This window comes from Hyunsoonleella pacifica, from assembly GCF_004310335.1.
In the GTDB taxonomy this organism is placed as follows: domain Bacteria; phylum Bacteroidota; class Bacteroidia; order Flavobacteriales; family Flavobacteriaceae; genus Jejuia; species Jejuia pacifica.
The window spans coordinates 681,982-699,279 of record NZ_SIRS01000001.1 but is presented as its reverse complement, the minus strand read 5'-3'; the positions used below and the strand labels follow the sequence as shown (position 1 = coordinate 699,279).

Sequence of the window (17,298 nt, the reverse complement as noted above, 5' to 3'; positions counted from 1 at the left end):
AAGATACGTGTCAACAAAAATCCTTTCAAATAAAGGCAACCTTCAAGTTTTATATGAAGATAATCACATTATTGTGATAAATAAACGCGCAGGAGATATAGTGCAAGGCGATAAAACAGGAGACAAGCCATTAAGTGATGTTGTTAAAACATATATTAAAGATAAATACAATAAACCTGGAAATGTGTATTTAGGTACTGTACATCGTTTAGATAGACCTACAACAGGTATTGTGATGTTTGCCAAAACAAGTAAAGCATTACCACGACTAAACAAATTATTCTTATCCAAAGCAGTAAAAAAAACATATTGGGCTATAGTAAAGCAACAACCACCAAAATCTGAAGATACACTTATACATTGGCTTAAAAAGAATCCTAAAAATAATAAATCATACGCACACCTAAAAGAAATAAAAGACAGTAAAAAAGCTATTCTTCATTACAAAACAATAAAAAAACTGGATAACTATACGTTATTAGAAGTCAATCTAGAAACAGGTAGACATCACCAAATTAGAACACAATTATCTAGCATTGGCAGCCCAATTAAAGGAGATTTAAAATATGGGTTTAGCAGAAGTAATAAAGATGCCAGCATACATTTACATGCAAGACAAATCGAATTTATACACCCTGTAAAAAAAGACCCTATATCGATTATTGCCCCTCTACCAAATGATACTATTTGGAATGCGTGCACTTAAAGTTTTATCTTAGAAGAATGAAATCAATTCCAAAACTTGTAGCGTCGCATAATGCCCTTTTTTTATCACAAGCAACAAAAGACATTCCTTACCGCTTGTCCCTTTTAAAAACTCTAAAGCAAGAAATCATCAAAAAAGAACAAGATATTTTTGATGCATTGTATAAAGATTTCAGAAAATCAGAATTTGAAACCTATATCAGCGAATTTGGGTTGGTAATTTCTGAGCTAAACCTAGCCATTAAAAAGCTAAAGTCCTGGAGTAAACCCAAGCGTGTAAGATCATCAATTTTAACGTTTCCTTCTAAAGACTATATATATAAAGAGCCTTATGGAGCAGTTTTAGTAATTGCCCCATGGAACTATCCGTTTCTATTGGCAATGGAACCTCTAATTATGGCTATTGCAGCAGGAAATACAGTAGTTTTGAAACCAAGTGAACTTACCGAAAACACATCCCAAGTATTAACTGAAATTATTAAAAATGTATTTCCTGAAGATATGTGTACTTCAATTGAAGGCGGTATTCCTGTAGCAACAGAGTTATTAGCGCAAAAATGGGATTATATTTTTTTTACAGGTAGTACTAAAGTTGGCAAAATTGTTGCTGAAGCTGCTGCGAAACATTTAACTCCAGTAACATTGGAGCTAGGTGGAAAAACACCTTGCATTATAGACGAAACAATTGATGTAAAACTAATAGCCAGACGCCTAGTTTGGGGCAAATTATTAAATGGTGGGCAAACCTGTATTGCTCCAGATTTTGTTATTGTTAAATCTCATATTAAAGCTATTTTTATAGAAGCAATAGAAAAGGAAATTACTAGAAGATATGGTAAGACTCCTTTTCAGTCTGATGATTTTCCAAGAATTATCAATTCTAAAAACCTAAAACGCTTAGTATCATTAATTGAAAATGAAAACATCATTTTTGGAGGAAAGTTTGATGAAAAAACCAACTACCTCGCTCCTACCTTAATAGATAATCCACAATTAGATAGTAAAATTATGACCGAAGAAATATTTGGTCCTATTTTACCAATTTTAGTTTATGATTCTGAAAAAGACATAGCAAAAATCATGTCTAGTATAGAAAGACCTTTAGCATTTTATATCTTCTCAAAAAATAACAGTTTTAGCGAAAAGCTAATCAGAACATACAGCTTTGGTGGTGGTGTTATAAACGACACACTTGTTCACTTTGGAAACCCAAAATTACCTTTTGGAGGTATTGGAGCTAGTGGTATGGGGAATTACCATGGTAAAAATGGATTTGATACTTTCTCTCATGAAAAATCAATTATGAAACGTGGTACATGGCTTGATCTACCTCTAAGATATGCGCCTTATAAAGGAAAGACAAATCTCTTGAAAAAAGTATTTAAATATTTTAGTTAAAGGCTTATTTTAAAGGGTATAACAACATTAATTCTACGCCTTCATTAAGCTTAGATTTTAGTTGAAGTGTTGCTCCAAGAAGTTCTGCTCTACTCTTCATATTAATTAAACCAGAACCCTTTTCTACTTCGTTAATATCAAACCCCTTTCCATCATCTTTAGCGATAATAACAATGCTATCAAGTTTATAATCCAATGTGATATTTAAATTTTTTGCTTCGGAATATTTTACGGAATTAGATAAAAACTCCTGAAGTATCCTAAATATAATAATCTCGTGATTCTTATCTTTAAAGTTAATTTTATTACCAACAATTTTTAATTCTGCAGATGTAAACTTCATACGTTTTAAGCGGTCCAGTTCGTTGGTAATGGATTTCTCAAAACCTATATTTAAAATCACATCATTATTTAGGGTTTTGGATAAAGCACGTACTTCTTTAAGTCCATTACTTAAAGCCTCTGTGGTATCTTTAAATTTATCCCTAACATCATTAGAAACCTGCATTTTTAAAATACTTAATTGCATACTGGCAAAAGACAACAATTGCCCTACATTATCATGTAGTTCCCAACCAATATTTTTTAAGGTTTGCTCTTGGGTTTCGGTTTGCGCTTTTACCATTTCCTCCTCAAAAGCACGCTGTTGCTTGATTTTATCTAATAATAACTTGTTTTTTCGTTTTTGGAATACTACGAAAAATATAATAACAAGTGATGTTATAATTACCAAAACAGCAATCATATACAATAACATATAGCGCTCTGAAGCACTACTTACAATTCGTTCTCCGGTTTGCACCATATAAAAGCAAAGGTATAGGTTAAATACATAAATATATTAGCGAATAAGTAAATTTTGTGTCTTAAAAACATGAACTCTTTATCAATATGCCCAACTCCAATTTCATATTTGAAATATATATCGTAAAATGTAAGAGGTGTTATAATAAGCCACCAAATAAATATAACGGCAGTGATATAAAAGTTAATGGATTTGTAAAATACCAAGATATCTTCACTACTTAAAATTTCCACAAAAAAAAAGACTGCACTAATAGTAATTAATACAGCACCTGTTAAATTAAGTATAATAAAAAATGAGTGAAAAAATGCTTCCCAGTTTGTTATCACAAAGCAAATTGAAAATATAAAAAATAAATAACTACTATATTTAAGTACTTTTTTAAAGAATTCTGTATTCAATATTTGTCGATAATAAAAGCAAATAAATAAGGGAGCTCCTATTACCCAGTAAGTATTAGTCCACCAGTGGTTTTTTTCAAATTTTGTTCCTATTAAAAACCCCAGAGCCCCATTTGGTTTCACATAATAACTGTAAACACCAAGTATGTCTGCCAATGATATAAATACAAGAAAGTATATAAAATATTTAACAGGTGTAGTTTTATATTTATTATAATATATCACACCTGTTAATGCAGCAATAATTTCTACAGTGAAAGTTAGCTGTATATAATTACTTAGAAGAAATTCTATCACAAATTAAACTTTATTGGGGATAACCACCATTTCCTCCTGATCCTGCATTTAATGGAGGTTTATTATTTGGATCACTTTGCAACACAAGATCCATGATACTAGCCTTAGACAATCCTCCATCAACAGTAGGTGCAATAAATAATGTGTTTCTATTTTTTATCTTGGGGTCAGAGTTTTTACCATAATTTCCCATAAATACTGCAATACCTGTCATTTTATAACCCGAAGAATCAATTGCAGCTTCAGCATAGTCTAAATAATCCCTTACAACATCTAGAGACCAAGCGACGTTGGTAGTTTGCTTTCTAGACCCCTCTACTTCTAATGTGGAGTCTATTTCAGTAGGATTATTACGTTGCCAATTCTTAAATAATTGGGTTGCCTTTACTACAGAAATAGTATCCTTAGGTGCTCTAATTTTTCTATCCATACTATGCATATCGTCTCCAGTTGGTCTTGGACAAAAGAAATAGGTTAATAATGCTCCGATAATAAATCCCAAAATAATTGATCCTAAATTTTTCATATTTAATATTGTTAGTTAATAATAGCTTCAATAAAAATAGCAAAAAGATTTAATTATGTACGATTTTATTTAAATATTTAGCTAGGAAATCCGAGCATCTCCCCAATACCAACGGTAAATAACCAACAACCATAAATAGCATGTTCTATAGAAACTAGTAGTGTTGATTTTGTTTTTAAATATGTTAGGGCAAATAGAATGCCTCCAAAAAAGGTAAAAATGATTACCAAGGTATTTTTAAAAAAAATATGTGCTAATGCGAATAAAATAGCATTAACAAATACTAACAATGTTTTAGATTTAAATAGATTAGAATAACGTTTAAAAAAGAGTGTACGATAAATCAATTCCTGTGGATATACTGAAAAAAAGGAATATATGAATAGAATGAATACCCAAAGCTTTGGCTTACGGAGTAATACAACAAATAAATCCTCTTTATTAGTTATCCATAAAAATACAGTTGTTAGCAGAGCTATAACTAAGAACCTTATTGATGTTTGCTTCCAAAAGAGTTTCCAATTTAAGTTTTGTGCTATTTTAAATCTTTCTAACTCTACTTTCAACAGCACATAAACTACATAAATAAATCCCAATAAACCTATAGTTAGTTTAATATACATAGAGTAATTAAAAGCAAAACTCACAGGTATCAAAATAAATATGATAAAGAGCTCTATACATTTATAACTAATGGACTTCATGAAAACCGAATTATATTAGTTTGCTTTACTTCATTTATAACAAACATACTGTGCGTACTGCCAATATGATTGATACTCGTAAGCTTTTTTACTATAAACGCTCTAAAAGAAACCATATCCTCTACAATAACTTTTAAAAGATAATCATAATCGCCACTAAGGTGGTAACACTCTAAAACCTCATCTAACTTATTTACCTGTCTTTCAAAACTATACACATACTCTTGGCTATGTTGCAATAATTTTATGTGGCAAAACGCAACAAAATTTCTATTAATTTTTTGCTTATTAATTACAGCTGTGTAGCCCTCAATAAACCCTTCTTTTTCTAATTTTTTAATACGCTCATAAACCGCAGTTACCGAAAGCTCTAATTTATTAGAAAGTTCTTTATTAGTTTGTTTACTATCACTTTGTAAAAGCTCTAGTAGTTTTTTGTCAATTTTATCAAAAACCATTATTGAAAAAATTTCGCTTTAAGTTAAAATTAAAAGGATAGTTTAAATATTTATTCTAAAAATAGTAAAATTAAAAGATTTATTTTCTAAAAAACATGATTCATATTGACTTTATTTCTAAAAACAGTGAAATTGCATTATGATTTCAATGTATTTACCATGAGTTTTAAACCTGCAAATAACATACAAGATTTACAGTATTTTGGCGAATTTGGTGGGGTTAACCCATCTATTTCAGATACCTCAACCTATACCTTTCTCTCTGCTAAAACCATGTTTGATACTTTTGAAGGTAATGCGGATGGATGTTATCTATATTCACGTCATTCCTCTCCCTCTAATTTATATCTGGGAGAAGCATTAGCTGCTATGGAAAATACTGAAACTGCTACTGTTACATCTTCTGGAATGGGAGCAATTACATCTGTAATTATGCAATTATGTAATGCTGGAGACCATATAGTTTCCAGTAGAACTATTTACGGTGGCACTTACGCGTTCTTTAAAAACTTTACACCTAAATTTAATATAGAAACTTCCTTTGTAGATATTACCAAAATAGAAAATGTTGAAGCAGTAATTACGAAACAGACTAAAGTGCTGTATTGCGAATCTGTTAGTAATCCGCTTTTAGAAGTAGCAGATATTAGAGCACTTTCTAAAATTGCTAAAAAATATAACCTAAAATTAGTTGTTGATAATACCTTTTCTCCATTATCTATTTCTCCTGCTATGCTAGGGGCTGATGTTACTATTCATAGTTTAACAAAATTCATCAATGGTTCCAGTGATACTGTTGGTGGTGTAGTTTGCGGTACACAAAAATTCATTAACGATTTACGAAACGTGAATGATGGGGCAGGAATGCTACTTGGCTCTACCTTGGATAGCTTAAGAGCATCTTCAATATTAAAAAACCTGAGGACATTACACATAAGGATGCAACAACATAGTAAAAATGGATTGTATTTGGCTAAAAAATTTAAAGCTGATGGTTTAAAAACTGTTTATCCTGGATTAAAATCACACCCTTCGCATGAGTTATTCAAAAGTATGATGAATACAGAATATGGTTTTGGTGGTATGCTAACTGTTGATGTTGGGTCTTTAAAAAGAGCCAATGAGCTTATGGAGCTAATGCAACATCGAAATTTGGGGTATTTAGCTGTAAGTTTAGGGTTTTATAAAACGTTATTCTCTGCTCCTGGAACTTCTACATCTTCAGAAATTTCAGAAGAAGAACAACGCAATATGGGACTAAGTGATGGGCTTATCCGATTCTCAATAGGTCTAGATGCTGATATTAAACGAACCTATAAAATGATGCAAAACTGTATGGTTGAATTAGGAATATTAAAAAACTAAGGTAATTTAGATACCCTTTACACGTATCCACAAGGACTTAAATACATTATCCATATCATCAAATTTGGGCTCAAATGGCTTCATATTTAACCTATTATTCTCTTTATATAACGATAAACTAAATACTGAAGTATTTGGGTTTTTTAAATCTAAAAGTGGATAACGCAAATCGTTATATTGGTATTCATTATCATTTAGTTTATAAATACTATAATATTGATTACTAAACCACGATAATCTTTTAACATCATCATATTCAGACGGTGTTAAATCACGTTGTTTTTGAATTTTTGTGAAATTCAAAAATCTATTTTTGGTATCTAACAAAGAATAATCTGCTACATAATAGGCAGACTTTGTTTCTGCAATAGCATACCACAATATGTTATTCAAAATGGCTGGTTGTGTACTAAATCTAACGGCACCTATCTCTGCATCTTTTAAAGACTTTCGAAAAATAGAGTCTACATATAGTTTGTTTCCTAGGGTAAATAATAAGTAAGCGGAACTGATACCAATACCTAATTTTAACCATAAACTTCTCTTACTAGATGAGCGTTTAAAAAACATTACAACTATAATACAAATTAAAAATGGCAAAGTGTATGCTGGGTCTGCTACTGCAATATTATTTAAAGCTACTCTATAATTACTAAAAGGCGTAAATAATTGTGTCCCATAAGGGGTAAAAGCATCTAAAATAGGATGAGTAAATAAAGACCAGAAAAATAGAGATATCCAATTGTTTTTAGTTGTAGTATTTTTTCGCTTTCCAAAGTCATAGAGTTTATGAACACCTATACCCAAAAGAAAAGCTGCTAAAACAGAAAATAAAATAGAATGCATGAAACCTCTATGAAATAACATAGCATCAATTTCATTTCCATAGAGCAAGCCTCCTACTAAAACATCTAAATCTGGAATTGTCCCTCCTATAGCCCCAAATAGTAAAGCCTTGTTTCCTATCTTTTTTCCTAAAACTGCTTCTCCACAAGCAGCTCCTAAAACAATTTGAGTTAGCGAATCCATATTAAAAGTTAGCAAAGTTAACTAACTTTTTAATTTATGACTATAAAGGTATTCTTCTTAGCCATACAGCAACTCTTGCTCCATTAACATTTCCTGTTTCAGTAATAGACCGAAACCCTAAAGCAGTTCCGTAATAGCTATGAGTGTTGCTAAAACTTCTATGTAAGCTAATATTATGATTTCCACCAAGAATAGTTTCGTCTAGAGTTAAACTAGCAGAAGTTATAGTGATATTGACAGATAAAGAAGTATAAATATCTAATGTAGATAAGGGTATAATAGTTACAATACCAATCTGCGCATAAAGGTTTATATATGATTAATAAAAGTAATTGAGAGAGACCTTTTTATTTTTTTATTGTAGCAATACAATGTGCTAAAATGTAAATTAAGATATTTTCTAAAATTTAATATTAAAACATAATAAGATTAAAGGTTACTACATAGAACTTTTACTTACTAATCACTTTCTGCTTTTTTATAAGTATACATAGTTCATCAGGCTATATTAAAGTTTCAAAATCAAAATCCAAAATAGTTTGTATAGACGTAACTTCATTTTCTATTTCTTTTTCCTTATCGAAGTCTTTAAGTTCCTTGTGATTAGAGTTTGAAGTGAACCCATCATTTGCCAAAGCATACAAAATAACAAGCACTAATAAAGATATTATAAAAATCATAACAGAAATTTCTAGATTATCAATAAATTATGACACAAAACATCTTAAGCGTCACATTATTTTGAAAGCAATCAATAAAATTGTAACATTACTTAACTAAAAAGTTACTATGGAGGACAATAAAAATATCTCAGAATTTAAGGCCAACGACCAAAATATTGTTGAAAATACCGAGTTGAGTATTTGGGAAGCGTTAATTCCGGTTATTGCTTTAGTAGGTATGCTTGCATACAATATTTATGTTTTTGGAGACAATGCCTTAAGTGGGAGCAATCAGTTTATATTATTATTAGGTGCTGCTGTTGCTGCTATTATAGGTTTTAGAAACAAAGTAACTTACAAAAGAATGCTTGAGGAAGTTGCTGAAAATATAAAATCTACTACAGGAGCTCTTTTAATTTTATTAATGGTAGGTGCTTTAGCAGGAACATGGCTAATTAGTGGAATTATACCTACAATGATTTATTATGGACTTCAAATACTAAGCCCTACAATTTTTTTAGCAGCTTGTGTCATAATTTGCTCAATTATTTCTATTGCAACTGGAAGTTCATGGACTACTTCAGCAACAGTAGGTATTGCTCTAGTAGGTATTGGAGAAACATTAGGTATTTCTATTGGAATGACTGCTGGTGCTGTACTTTCAGGAGCTTACTTTGGGGATAAAATGTCGCCGTTAAGTGATACTACTAATCTAGCACCAGCAATGGCTGGTGGAGAACTTTTTTCACATATAAAATATATGTCCTTAACCACTATACCTACCATCATTATAACTCTTATTGTTTTTATAATTATTGGTCTCAATTTAAATACTTCTGGGACGCCACAAATAGATGATAAATTGCAAGCTATAAGTGGTGCTTTTAATATAACCCCATGGCTATTTATAATTCCAATACTTGTGATTTTTATGATTATAAAAAAAACACCACCGTTAATAGCACTTCTTACAGGTTCGCTTTTGGGAGGGGTTACAGCTATTATTTTTCAACCAAATATTGTTACTAGTATAGCTGGTGCTGAATCCTTAAATTTTCAATCTGCTTACAAAGGAGTAATGAATGCTTTAACTGTTGACACTTCTATACAAACTAGTAGTAAAGAATTAAATGATTTATTTACTGCAGGCGGAATGAGTGGTATGCTTGGAACTATTTGGCTTATTGTTTGTGCTATGGTTTTTGGAGGTGTAATGGATGCCATAGGCGCATTATCTAGAATTACAAAATCATTATTAAAAATGGCAACAACTACTTTTGGCCTTTTTGCAAGCACTGTGGCGAGTTGTCTAGCTTTAAATTTAACTGCATCTGATCAATATCTAGCTTTGGTTGTCCCTGGTAAAATGTTCAAAAAAGCTTATGAAGATCGAGGTTTAGCTCCTGAGAACCTTAGTAGAACTCTAGAAGATTCAGGAACAGTAACTTCTGTTTTAATTCCTTGGAATACTTGTGGAGCTTATCATTCAAAAGTCTTGTTTGGTTATGCTGGTGCAACAGCATATATTCCATACGCTTTTTTTAGTATTTTAAGTCCATTCATGACACTTCTTTTCGCTGCTTTCAGAATAAAAATTAAACAGCTTTCAAAAACTAAATAAGAATACTTTATCTCGCTACAGTATCATTTATCAACTTGATAATTCTAATCATTAATCTTTGTATAATTCTCAAAATTTAGCACTGATTTTTGAATCGATACACATTTACTATCCATCGATAAGATTTAATAATTGCAATCTATTTTTACAGCTATTATAAATGATAATTTTGCTTAAAATTAAAATTATTAATCAATATAAAATATAGATAATTATGGCATTTGTAGGAAAAAAATTTCCAAGTTTAAATGTAGACGCAATGAACGATTTAGGGGATACATTTAAGTTAAACGTGTTAGAAGAAGCAGTAAACAACAAGAAAAAAGTAATCTTATTTTGGTATCCAAAGGATTTTACTTTTGTATGTCCAACAGAACTACATGCATTTCAAGCTGCTCTAGGGGAATTTGAAAAGCGTAATACCATTGTAATTGGTGCATCTTGTGATACCCCAGAAGTACATTTTGCGTGGTTAAGTACTGAGAAAGACAATGGTGGTATTGAGGGAGTTACTTATCCGCTTTTAGCAGATTCTAACAGAAACTTAGCCTCTACTCTAGGTATTTTAGACATTACAAACGAAACCTACAACGAAGAGACTGGAGTCGTAACTGTTGATGGAGACAATGTAACTTACAGAGCTACTTACATTATAGATGAAGAAGGTGTTGTACAACATGAAAGTATCAATAATATGCCATTAGGAAGAAATGTACAAGAGTATTTACGTTTAGTAGATGCTTTAACTCACGTTCAAGAAAAAGGAGAGGTTTGTCCTGCAAACTGGGAAGAAGGTAAAGATGCTATGAATGCTAATAGAAACGGTGTTGCTGAATATTTAGCGGCACACGTATAATTATACAAATTCCAAAATCTAAATTCCAAGTTCCAATATCACCTTTGGAATTTGGAATTTTAAAATTGATAGTGTTATGGTAAAAGAATTAGAACAAGATAATTTACAAGAATTAATATCAGGAAACGATACGGTTGTAGTTCAATATTCAGCAACTTGGTGTGGTAACTGTCGCATAATGAAACCAAAAGTTAAAAAGTTAGCATCAGAATTAGAAAATATCACCTTTGTTATTGCTGATGCTGAAAAATTCCCAGAGTCTAGAAAGTTAGCCACAGTTGATAATTTGCCAACATTTGCTGCTTTTAAGAACGGTACTTTTATAAACCAAGTACAGACAAATAAATTTGATGTACTTAAAGATTTAGTGAATGAAGTTACCAGTAATTAAACATCTAACCAATTTTATAGAAGACAACGATGAGGATTTTATTGTGGAAACGATAGAAACCCTAGAAGCCTTAACCGAAGTACCTTCTTTAAAAGACGAAGAATTAGATGTTATAGGCGAATTGATCTCTAATATGTATGGTGCGCTTGAAGTTAATAAAATAACTAAGGACGGTACACCAAAAAAAGAAGCATTAAATAGTTTTATGAGTCGTGTTATGGGGGCTATTGATACTTAATTGAAAAAGAGAAATGTTATATCTAGAGCCATCTATTTTGAGGTGGCTTTTTTGTTTCTTCAAAATTGACTTTGTAAAAAAATTCAACTACCTTCGTTTAACGCCAGATATAAGCCACTTGTGCTTAACTCGTTTCAGTATCATAACGGCGCATATCCGTCAACACATTGCCAGTAATACGAGAAAAACGCATAAATGAAAATTGATTTTAACGAAATAAATGATTGGGAGGAATTTGAAGACCTCACAGCTGACTACTTCCGAGAAATCAAAAGATTGGACACGAATCAAATTACAACTGTTAAGGTAGAACCTTCTGGTCGAGGTCCAGATGGCGGAAGAGATATTTTAGTTACTTTAATGATTGACGACACGATTGTTACCTATGAACGAAAGTGGATTGTTCAATGTAAGTTTTATGACAATTTATTGAAAAGTCATCTTGACCAAATAAATATACCAACATTGATAAGTGAATATGATGCTTGCGGATATTTACTAATAGTAAAAGGTTCTGTTCACGTTGGAGTTACAAATACATTTGAGAATTTAAGAAATAAAGAAAAAAACGGTGTTGCATACGAGATTTGGAATGGAAATCATTACAGACAAATTCTTGGTTTCGTTGGAACTTTACATAATCAGTACTTTCCAAAGTATTATGAATACTCAAAAGAAAGAGATTTAAGATTAGAAAAATTAAAGCTTGAATTATGAATAATAAAGTAGCTTTTATATCATACGCATTAAGAGATAGCGAACAATTTGTGCTAACTCTACTCTCAAATTTATTGAGAGAAGAAGGCTATTCAATAAATTCAAGTTATGACGATTATATGCACATTGTGCAAATGTCAACTCATAATAGTATTTTAAAATCGTCTCTTTTTATTGGACTTATTACTCAATATGGCGACAGAAATCAAAATGTTTTTAACGAATGGCAAGTAGCTGTAGAAAATGATGTACCGAATCTACTTTTAATTGAAGACTCTGTAAATATTGCATCTGAATTATTAAATCATAATAACCTCGTAAGATTTAATCGCAATTATCCAAATCAACAGATTGAGAATATTAAAGCAAGAATTAAAAATGCGAAAGGAAAATCTGAAAACAATAGCGCTTTAGGATGGCTTTTAGGTGGTATTGCAGCAGTAGCAATAATTAAACTTTTGTCCGATGAATAAGTACTACTGGCAACAACGTATATAGCTCATAGCTAATCAGTTGTTTAAACAAAGTTAAAGCATATTTGGAAAGTCGCCAAATTTTTAAGTTTGACGATTTCCAATATAAAACATAAATGGTAAAATTTAAAAATCTGGCTTATGTTTAATCCGAAAATAATCGCTAATTTACATACACGCTACGAGCCATATACTAGACCGTTAAACGAAACTCTCAAAAAAATCAATTCAACAATCCAATAACCTCCCGAAACTTCTTTTCTTCAGCATAATCCAATGCAATTTTCCCTTCATTATCTTGTATTGTAGCATCGGCATGATCTTGCAATAACAACGCTACCATTTTAGTTTGCCCATACATACTTGCAAAGATTAAGGGCGTATATCCTAGGTTATTTTGGGCATTAATATTAGCACCCTTATTAAGTAATAGCTTTGCCAAATCGGTATTCCCTTTAAAAGCAACACCAATAAGTGCTGTATTTCCTGAACCATCAGTATCATCAACTGGAGCGTTGTAGCCTAAAAGGATTTCAACTATAGCTTTTTTATCAAAATAAGCTGCGAAAATTAATGGCGTAAACCCTCTTTGATCTGTAGCTTTAACTAATTCAGGGTTAGATTTTAAAAGTACTTCTATTTGGCTAGTATCTCCCGATTGAATCGCTCCAAAAAAACTTGCAATGTCATCCATAATATATCATACATAAAATAAAGTTGGGATAAACATCACTATATGTTCATCCCAACTTTCAACTATTAATCTATTCAACTATTTTAAATCAAATCTATCAGCATCCATTACTTTAGCCCAAGCTGCTACAAAATCGTTAACGAATTGCGCTTCTCCATCATTAGCTCCGTAAACTTCAGCAATAGCTCTTAATTCAGTATTAGATCCAAATATTAAGTCGGCACGTGTACCTGTAAACTTTACAATACCTGTTCTTCTATCCTTGCCTTCAAAAATACGATCATCAGAAGATGTTGCACTCCAAGTGTATGCAAAATCTAGAAGATTAGTAAAGAAATCATTGGTTAAATGACCGATATTATCTGTAAATACACCATGATTTGAACCATCAAAATTCCCACCTAAAACCCTTAAGCCTCCAACTAAGGCTGTCATTTCAGGAATTGATAAATTCATCAAATTTGCTTTATCTACTAATAAGTCTTCTGCAGCAACTTTTAATTCATCTTTAATGTAATTTCTAAAACCATCTGCTAAAGGTTCTAAATATCCAAAAGATTCTAAATCAGTTTGTTCTTGAGACGCGTCTCCTCTGCCTTGAGAAAATGGTACTTCTATATTGTGACCCGCATTTCTAGCCCCTTCTTCAATACCAGCATTACCAGCTATAACAATTAAATCTGCCATAGAAACATCTCCACTAAAATCTTTCTGAACACCTTCTAGTACGTGTAATACTTTAGATAATTCTTCAGGATTATTGGCTTCCCAGCTACGCTGTGGTTCTAAACGAATACGTGCACCATTAGCGCCTCCTCGTTTGTCAGAATCTCTATAAGTTGATGCCGAAGCCCAAGCCGTTTTTACCATTTCTGAAATAGTTAATCCAGAAGCTAATACCATCTTCTTTAGCTTTTCAATATCTGTTTCACTTAATGTATAATTAACCTTTGGAATGGGGTCTTGCCAAATTAGCTCTTCTTGAGGCACTTCAGGCCCCAGATAACGATCTATTGGGCCCATGTCGCGATGTGTTAACTTATACCAAGCCCTTGCAAATGCATCTTCAAAAGCAGCATGATCTTTATGGAAACGTTTTGAAATCTCTAAATATTTAGGATCTGTTTTCAAAGCCATATCTGCTGTAGACATCATCAAGGCTTGTGTACCATTTCCTCCAGCTGCAGGTGCTTGTTTAGCATCTGCATTTTTTGGTGTCCATTGGTTTGCTCCTGCTGGGCTTTTTGTTAATTCCCAATCGTAATTTAACAATACATCAAAATACTCATGATCCCATTGTGTAGGGTTTGGTGTCCATGCACCTTCTAAACCACTAGTAATTGTATCATCTAATACACCTGAATTATACGTGTTTTTCCAGCCAGTACTCATCTCTTCAATAGAAGCGCCGTGTGGTTCTGGACCAACGTATTTATCTGGATCTGCTGCTCCATGTGCTTTTCCAAAGGTATGTCCACCAGCAACTAAAGCAACTGTTTCTTCATCGTTCATTGCCATTCTTCCGAAGGTAATTCTAATATCATGAGCAGATTTCATAGGATCTGGCACACCATTAGGTCCTTCAGGGTTAACATAAATTAGTCCCATGTGAACAGCTCCTAAATGTCCTTCTAAATCGCCATCACTTGTATCATAACGATCATCGTTATCTAACCATCCTGTTTCACTTCCCCAATAAGTATCTTGCTCTGGTTCCCATACATCTTCTCGTCCTCCTGCAAAACCAAAAGTTTTAAAGCCCATAGATTCTAAGGCACAATTACCTGCAAGAATCATTAAATCTGCCCAAGACAATTTTTTACCATATTTCTTTTTAATGGGCCATAACAGCAAACGCGCTTTATCTAAATTACCATTATCTGGCCAACTATTTAAAGGCGCAAAACGCTGCGTACCTGACGCTCCTCCTCCTCTACCATCACCAACTCTATAAGTGCCTGCACTGTGCCAAGCCATTCTAATCATAAATGGCCCATAGTGTCCATAGTCAGCTGGCCACCAATCTTGAGAATCTGTCATAATATCAATAACCTCCTGCTTTAAAGAAGGAAAATCTATACTCTCAAATGCTTTGGCATAATCAAAATCTTTATTGTAAGGATTAGAACTTTTGCCATGTTGCCTTAAAATATTTAGCTTAATTTCATTGGGCCACCAATCGCGGTTGTTGGTTCCTCCCCCTGCAGTTTGTTTTTGTGTACCGCTTAAAAACGGACATTGTCCAGCATCAGAATTATTTACATCCCAAGCTTTCCCGTGTGGATTACTACTACTCATGTGTATTATGTTTTTAAAGTGATGATATTTTTTAGATAGCTTAAAAGTAGTAATAATTTAACCTTGCTAAACCCTTGGAACATTTTTATAAATTATATTAAAATCGATAAAATTTATTAACACTCAAAAAACAATAGTTTTTACAAATAACTAAAAATACTGCATATTACTAACCAATAGTTTATTATAATAATTTCTAAAAGATTCTTAATTATTTATGCATTACATTAAATATGCTTACTTTTATTAGCTCTAATTAAAAACAAAAAAATGGCTAACATTACATTGGGAGGAAACCCAGTAGAAACTATCGGAGAGCTACCTGCTGTAGGTTCTCAAATTTCAGATTTTGAATTAATAGCAATAGATTTATCTTCAAAAACTTTAGCAGACTTTAAAGGAAGTAGATTGATTTTAAATATATTTCCTAGCGTTAACACCGGAGTATGTGCAGCTTCTGTAAGACAGTTTAATGCTGAAGCTAACGAGTTAGAAAACACAAAAGTATTGTGTATTTCGAGAGATCTACCCTTTGCTCAAGAACAATTTTGTGCAGCAGAAGGTTTAGATAATGTAGTAATGCTTTCAGATTTTAAAACTGGACAGTTTGGAAAAGATTATGGCGTATTATTCACTAACGGAATTTTTGATGCTTTGCTATCAAGAAGCATAGTTGTAGCTGATGCATCTGGTAAAGTATTATATAATGAGCAAGTTCCAGAAACAGGAGAGGAACCTAACTACAAAGCAGCTTTAGAAGCGCTTTACGATGCCTAAAAAAGAATCTTTCTTAGTAAACCGATTAAAAAGCGTAGGCTATGCGCTTAAAGGAGCGATATTATTAATTACTAAGGAATCTAGTATAAAAATCCAGCTTGGGGTTGCTGTTTTAGTAACTATAGCTGGATTTTATTTTGAAATCTCAAAAACCGAGTGGCTTATACAAATACTTACCATAGCTCTTATAATTGGGCTGGAAGGCGTAAACACAGCTATTGAGGAAGTTGCCAATTTTGTACATCCAGAGTACCATAAAAAGATAGGCTATATTAAAGATGTAGCAGCTGGAGCGGTTTTTATTGCCGCAATTTGCGCAGCTATTATGGGTTGCATAATTTACATCCCAAAATTCTAAATTAAATTTATGAATAAAACCATAAGTGAACTTGAATTGCTACTAAGCGATGGGTTGAACTATATTGCTAATGCTCCTGAAATAGAATTTTCAAAAAAACTATCTTCGAAAAAGTGGTCAAAAAAAGAAATTTTAGGTCATTTAATTGACTCTGCCATTAATAATCTTCAAAGGTTTACTGAAATTCAGTTTGAAACTGAGCCATATATAATCAAACAATACAGTCAAGATGAATTAGTAAAAGCAAATCATTATCAAAGTGCAGATACTAAAGAGCTACTTGATTTATGGATAGCACTCAATAATCGGATTTTATTTGTAATAAAAAACCAAAACGAAGAAACTTTGAATTATAAAGTTCATACTAACAATACAACAATAGTTGATTTGAAGTTTCTGATAAAAGACTACGTTGATCACTTGAGTTATCATTTAAATCAAATTATGAATTAAGACAGTTCCTTTTAGGAGAATATTTTTTTGATTTTAAACTTGTGCTTCATCTGTTAAAGTAAACCAACTTTA

General features: G+C 32.0%; 21 protein-coding genes. 12 read left to right on the top strand and 9 right to left on the bottom strand.

Annotation, left to right across the window (positions count from 1 at the left end):
- Nucleotides 1-7: 7 nt before the first annotated feature.
- Together EYD46_RS02695 and EYD46_RS02690 are read left to right on the top strand one after the other, a co-directional pair.
- A complete protein-coding gene (locus EYD46_RS02695) occupies nucleotides 8-706 on the top strand; it encodes an RluA family pseudouridine synthase (protein ID WP_130935505.1) in 699 nt (232 codons plus the stop codon).
- A 17-nt stretch (nucleotides 707-723) separates the two neighbouring features.
- Nucleotides 724-2,103 (top strand): aldehyde dehydrogenase, encoded by a 1,380-nt coding sequence (locus EYD46_RS02690; RefSeq protein ID WP_130935504.1) that lies wholly within the window; start codon nucleotides 724-726, stop codon nucleotides 2,101-2,103.
- A 4-nt stretch (nucleotides 2,104-2,107) separates the two neighbouring features.
- Here EYD46_RS02690 and EYD46_RS02685 read toward each other — a convergent pair whose 3' ends face one another.
- From EYD46_RS02685 to EYD46_RS02665, 5 genes are all read right to left on the bottom strand, one after another.
- Nucleotides 2,108-2,908 carry a sensor histidine kinase gene (locus EYD46_RS02685; protein WP_130935503.1) on the bottom strand — a complete coding sequence of 267 codons (801 nt, stop codon included), beginning with the start codon at nucleotides 2,906-2,908 and terminating at the stop codon, nucleotides 2,108-2,110.
- Nucleotides 2,881-3,606, bottom strand: a complete 726-nt coding sequence (locus tag EYD46_RS02680; RefSeq protein WP_229731260.1) for a hypothetical protein — start codon at nucleotides 3,604-3,606, stop codon at nucleotides 2,881-2,883. The genes EYD46_RS02685 and EYD46_RS02680 overlap by 28 nt, the downstream gene beginning before the upstream one ends.
- Before the next feature lie 10 nt (nucleotides 3,607-3,616).
- Nucleotides 3,617-4,132, bottom strand: coding sequence for a hypothetical protein (locus tag EYD46_RS02675; protein ID WP_130935502.1), 516 nt, complete (start codon nucleotides 4,130-4,132; stop codon nucleotides 3,617-3,619).
- Between the two features lie 77 nt (nucleotides 4,133-4,209).
- Nucleotides 4,210-4,836 (bottom strand): CPBP family intramembrane glutamic endopeptidase, encoded by a 627-nt coding sequence (locus tag EYD46_RS02670; RefSeq protein WP_130935501.1) that lies wholly within the window; start codon nucleotides 4,834-4,836, stop codon nucleotides 4,210-4,212.
- The gene (locus tag EYD46_RS02665; RefSeq protein WP_130935500.1) at nucleotides 4,833-5,294 is read right to left on the bottom strand and encodes an Lrp/AsnC family transcriptional regulator; all 462 of its coding nucleotides are present in this window, start codon (nucleotides 5,292-5,294) and stop codon (nucleotides 4,833-4,835) included. Before EYD46_RS02665 ends, EYD46_RS02670 begins: the two co-directional genes overlap by 4 nt.
- Before the next feature lie 159 nt (nucleotides 5,295-5,453).
- On the opposite strand from EYD46_RS02665, the gene EYD46_RS02660 reads away from it, so the two are divergent.
- The gene (locus tag EYD46_RS02660) at nucleotides 5,454-6,659 is read left to right on the top strand and encodes an aminotransferase class I/II-fold pyridoxal phosphate-dependent enzyme (RefSeq protein ID WP_130935666.1); all 1,206 of its coding nucleotides are present in this window, start codon (nucleotides 5,454-5,456) and stop codon (nucleotides 6,657-6,659) included.
- A gap of 6 nt (nucleotides 6,660-6,665) precedes the next feature.
- On the opposite strand, the gene EYD46_RS02655 is transcribed toward EYD46_RS02660, so the two are convergent.
- Nucleotides 6,666-7,688 (bottom strand): metal-dependent hydrolase, encoded by a 1,023-nt coding sequence (locus tag EYD46_RS02655; RefSeq protein WP_130935499.1) that lies wholly within the window; start codon nucleotides 7,686-7,688, stop codon nucleotides 6,666-6,668.
- Between the two features lie 503 nt (nucleotides 7,689-8,191).
- Nucleotides 8,192-8,368, bottom strand: coding sequence for a hypothetical protein (locus EYD46_RS17670; RefSeq protein ID WP_165454322.1), 177 nt, complete (start codon nucleotides 8,366-8,368; stop codon nucleotides 8,192-8,194).
- Between the two features lie 109 nt (nucleotides 8,369-8,477).
- Here EYD46_RS17670 and nhaC point away from each other — a divergent pair, with 109 nt between their 5' ends.
- From nhaC to EYD46_RS02625, 6 genes are all read left to right on the top strand, one after another.
- Nucleotides 8,478-9,971 (top strand): Na+/H+ antiporter NhaC, encoded by a 1,494-nt coding sequence (gene nhaC, locus EYD46_RS02650; RefSeq protein WP_130935498.1) that lies wholly within the window; start codon nucleotides 8,478-8,480, stop codon nucleotides 9,969-9,971.
- A gap of 214 nt (nucleotides 9,972-10,185) precedes the next feature.
- The gene (locus tag EYD46_RS02645; protein ID WP_130935497.1) at nucleotides 10,186-10,827 is read left to right on the top strand and encodes a peroxiredoxin; all 642 of its coding nucleotides are present in this window, start codon (nucleotides 10,186-10,188) and stop codon (nucleotides 10,825-10,827) included.
- Between the two features lie 76 nt (nucleotides 10,828-10,903).
- A complete protein-coding gene (locus tag EYD46_RS02640; RefSeq protein WP_130935496.1) occupies nucleotides 10,904-11,218 on the top strand; it encodes a thioredoxin family protein in 315 nt (104 codons plus the stop codon).
- On the top strand, nucleotides 11,199-11,456 hold the full coding sequence (locus EYD46_RS02635) for a DUF6952 family protein (protein ID WP_130935495.1): 258 nt from the start codon (nucleotides 11,199-11,201) through the stop codon (nucleotides 11,454-11,456). The genes EYD46_RS02640 and EYD46_RS02635 overlap by 20 nt, the downstream gene beginning before the upstream one ends.
- A gap of 195 nt (nucleotides 11,457-11,651) precedes the next feature.
- On the top strand, nucleotides 11,652-12,173 hold the full coding sequence (locus EYD46_RS02630) for a restriction endonuclease (RefSeq protein WP_130935494.1): 522 nt from the start codon (nucleotides 11,652-11,654) through the stop codon (nucleotides 12,171-12,173).
- The gene (locus EYD46_RS02625; RefSeq protein ID WP_130935493.1) at nucleotides 12,170-12,646 is read left to right on the top strand and encodes a hypothetical protein; all 477 of its coding nucleotides are present in this window, start codon (nucleotides 12,170-12,172) and stop codon (nucleotides 12,644-12,646) included. The genes EYD46_RS02630 and EYD46_RS02625 overlap by 4 nt, the downstream gene beginning before the upstream one ends.
- 223 nt (nucleotides 12,647-12,869) lie before the next feature.
- On the opposite strand, the gene EYD46_RS02620 is transcribed toward EYD46_RS02625, so the two are convergent.
- Complete coding sequence (locus EYD46_RS02620) at nucleotides 12,870-13,340, bottom strand: ankyrin repeat domain-containing protein (protein ID WP_130935492.1); 471 nt, start codon at nucleotides 13,338-13,340, stop codon at nucleotides 12,870-12,872.
- A 78-nt stretch (nucleotides 13,341-13,418) separates the two neighbouring features.
- Nucleotides 13,419-15,638, bottom strand: coding sequence for a catalase/peroxidase HPI (katG, locus tag EYD46_RS02615; RefSeq protein WP_130935491.1), 2,220 nt, complete (start codon nucleotides 15,636-15,638; stop codon nucleotides 13,419-13,421).
- A gap of 270 nt (nucleotides 15,639-15,908) precedes the next feature.
- Between katG and tpx the strand changes: the two genes are divergently transcribed.
- The 3 genes from tpx to EYD46_RS02600 are packed head-to-tail and all read left to right on the top strand — an operon-like array spanning nucleotide 15,909 to nucleotide 17,226.
- Nucleotides 15,909-16,415, top strand: coding sequence for a thiol peroxidase (gene tpx / locus EYD46_RS02610; RefSeq protein ID WP_130935490.1), 507 nt, complete (start codon nucleotides 15,909-15,911; stop codon nucleotides 16,413-16,415).
- Entirely contained in the window at nucleotides 16,408-16,773 is a 366-nt protein-coding gene (locus tag EYD46_RS02605; protein ID WP_130935489.1) for a diacylglycerol kinase family protein, read from the top strand. Before tpx ends, EYD46_RS02605 begins: the two co-directional genes overlap by 8 nt.
- A 9-nt stretch (nucleotides 16,774-16,782) precedes the next feature.
- Nucleotides 16,783-17,226: a DinB family protein gene (locus EYD46_RS02600; protein WP_130935488.1), complete on the top strand. Its 444-nt coding sequence runs from the start codon at nucleotides 16,783-16,785 to the stop codon at nucleotides 17,224-17,226.
- Nucleotides 17,227-17,298: the final 72 nt, after the last annotated feature.

What these genes read in the sequence shown, in the direction of transcription:
- EYD46_RS02690 (WP_130935504.1), top strand. Translation starts at nt 724, where the DNA reads ATGAAATCAATTCCAAAACTTGTAGCGTCGCATAATGCCCTTTTTTTA.
- EYD46_RS02685 (WP_130935503.1), bottom strand. Translation starts at nt 2,908, where the DNA reads ATGGTGCAAACCGGAGAACGAATTGTAAGTAGTGCTTCAGAGCGCTAT.
- EYD46_RS02675 (WP_130935502.1), bottom strand. Translation starts at nt 4,132, where the DNA reads ATGAAAAATTTAGGATCAATTATTTTGGGATTTATTATCGGAGCATTA.
- EYD46_RS02670 (WP_130935501.1), bottom strand. Translation starts at nt 4,836, where the DNA reads ATGAAGTCCATTAGTTATAAATGTATAGAGCTCTTTATCATATTTATT.
- EYD46_RS02665 (WP_130935500.1), bottom strand. Translation starts at nt 5,294, where the DNA reads ATGGTTTTTGATAAAATTGACAAAAAACTACTAGAGCTTTTACAAAGT.
- EYD46_RS02660 (WP_130935666.1), top strand. Translation starts at nt 5,454, where the DNA reads ATGAGTTTTAAACCTGCAAATAACATACAAGATTTACAGTATTTTGGC.
- EYD46_RS02655 (WP_130935499.1), bottom strand. Translation starts at nt 7,688, where the DNA reads ATGGATTCGCTAACTCAAATTGTTTTAGGAGCTGCTTGTGGAGAAGCA.
- EYD46_RS17670 (WP_165454322.1), bottom strand. Translation starts at nt 8,368, where the DNA reads ATGATTTTTATAATATCTTTATTAGTGCTTGTTATTTTGTATGCTTTG.
- nhaC (WP_130935498.1), top strand. Translation starts at nt 8,478, where the DNA reads ATGGAGGACAATAAAAATATCTCAGAATTTAAGGCCAACGACCAAAAT.
- EYD46_RS02645 (WP_130935497.1), top strand. Translation starts at nt 10,186, where the DNA reads ATGGCATTTGTAGGAAAAAAATTTCCAAGTTTAAATGTAGACGCAATG.
- EYD46_RS02640 (WP_130935496.1), top strand. Translation starts at nt 10,904, where the DNA reads ATGGTAAAAGAATTAGAACAAGATAATTTACAAGAATTAATATCAGGA.
- EYD46_RS02635 (WP_130935495.1), top strand. Translation starts at nt 11,199, where the DNA reads ATGAAGTTACCAGTAATTAAACATCTAACCAATTTTATAGAAGACAAC.
- EYD46_RS02630 (WP_130935494.1), top strand. Translation starts at nt 11,652, where the DNA reads ATGAAAATTGATTTTAACGAAATAAATGATTGGGAGGAATTTGAAGAC.
- EYD46_RS02625 (WP_130935493.1), top strand. Translation starts at nt 12,170, where the DNA reads ATGAATAATAAAGTAGCTTTTATATCATACGCATTAAGAGATAGCGAA.
- EYD46_RS02620 (WP_130935492.1), bottom strand. Translation starts at nt 13,340, where the DNA reads ATGGATGACATTGCAAGTTTTTTTGGAGCGATTCAATCGGGAGATACT.
- katG (WP_130935491.1), bottom strand. Translation starts at nt 15,638, where the DNA reads ATGAGTAGTAGTAATCCACACGGGAAAGCTTGGGATGTAAATAATTCT.
- tpx (WP_130935490.1), top strand. Translation starts at nt 15,909, where the DNA reads ATGGCTAACATTACATTGGGAGGAAACCCAGTAGAAACTATCGGAGAG.
- EYD46_RS02605 (WP_130935489.1), top strand. Translation starts at nt 16,408, where the DNA reads ATGCCTAAAAAAGAATCTTTCTTAGTAAACCGATTAAAAAGCGTAGGC.
- EYD46_RS02600 (WP_130935488.1), top strand. Translation starts at nt 16,783, where the DNA reads ATGAATAAAACCATAAGTGAACTTGAATTGCTACTAAGCGATGGGTTG.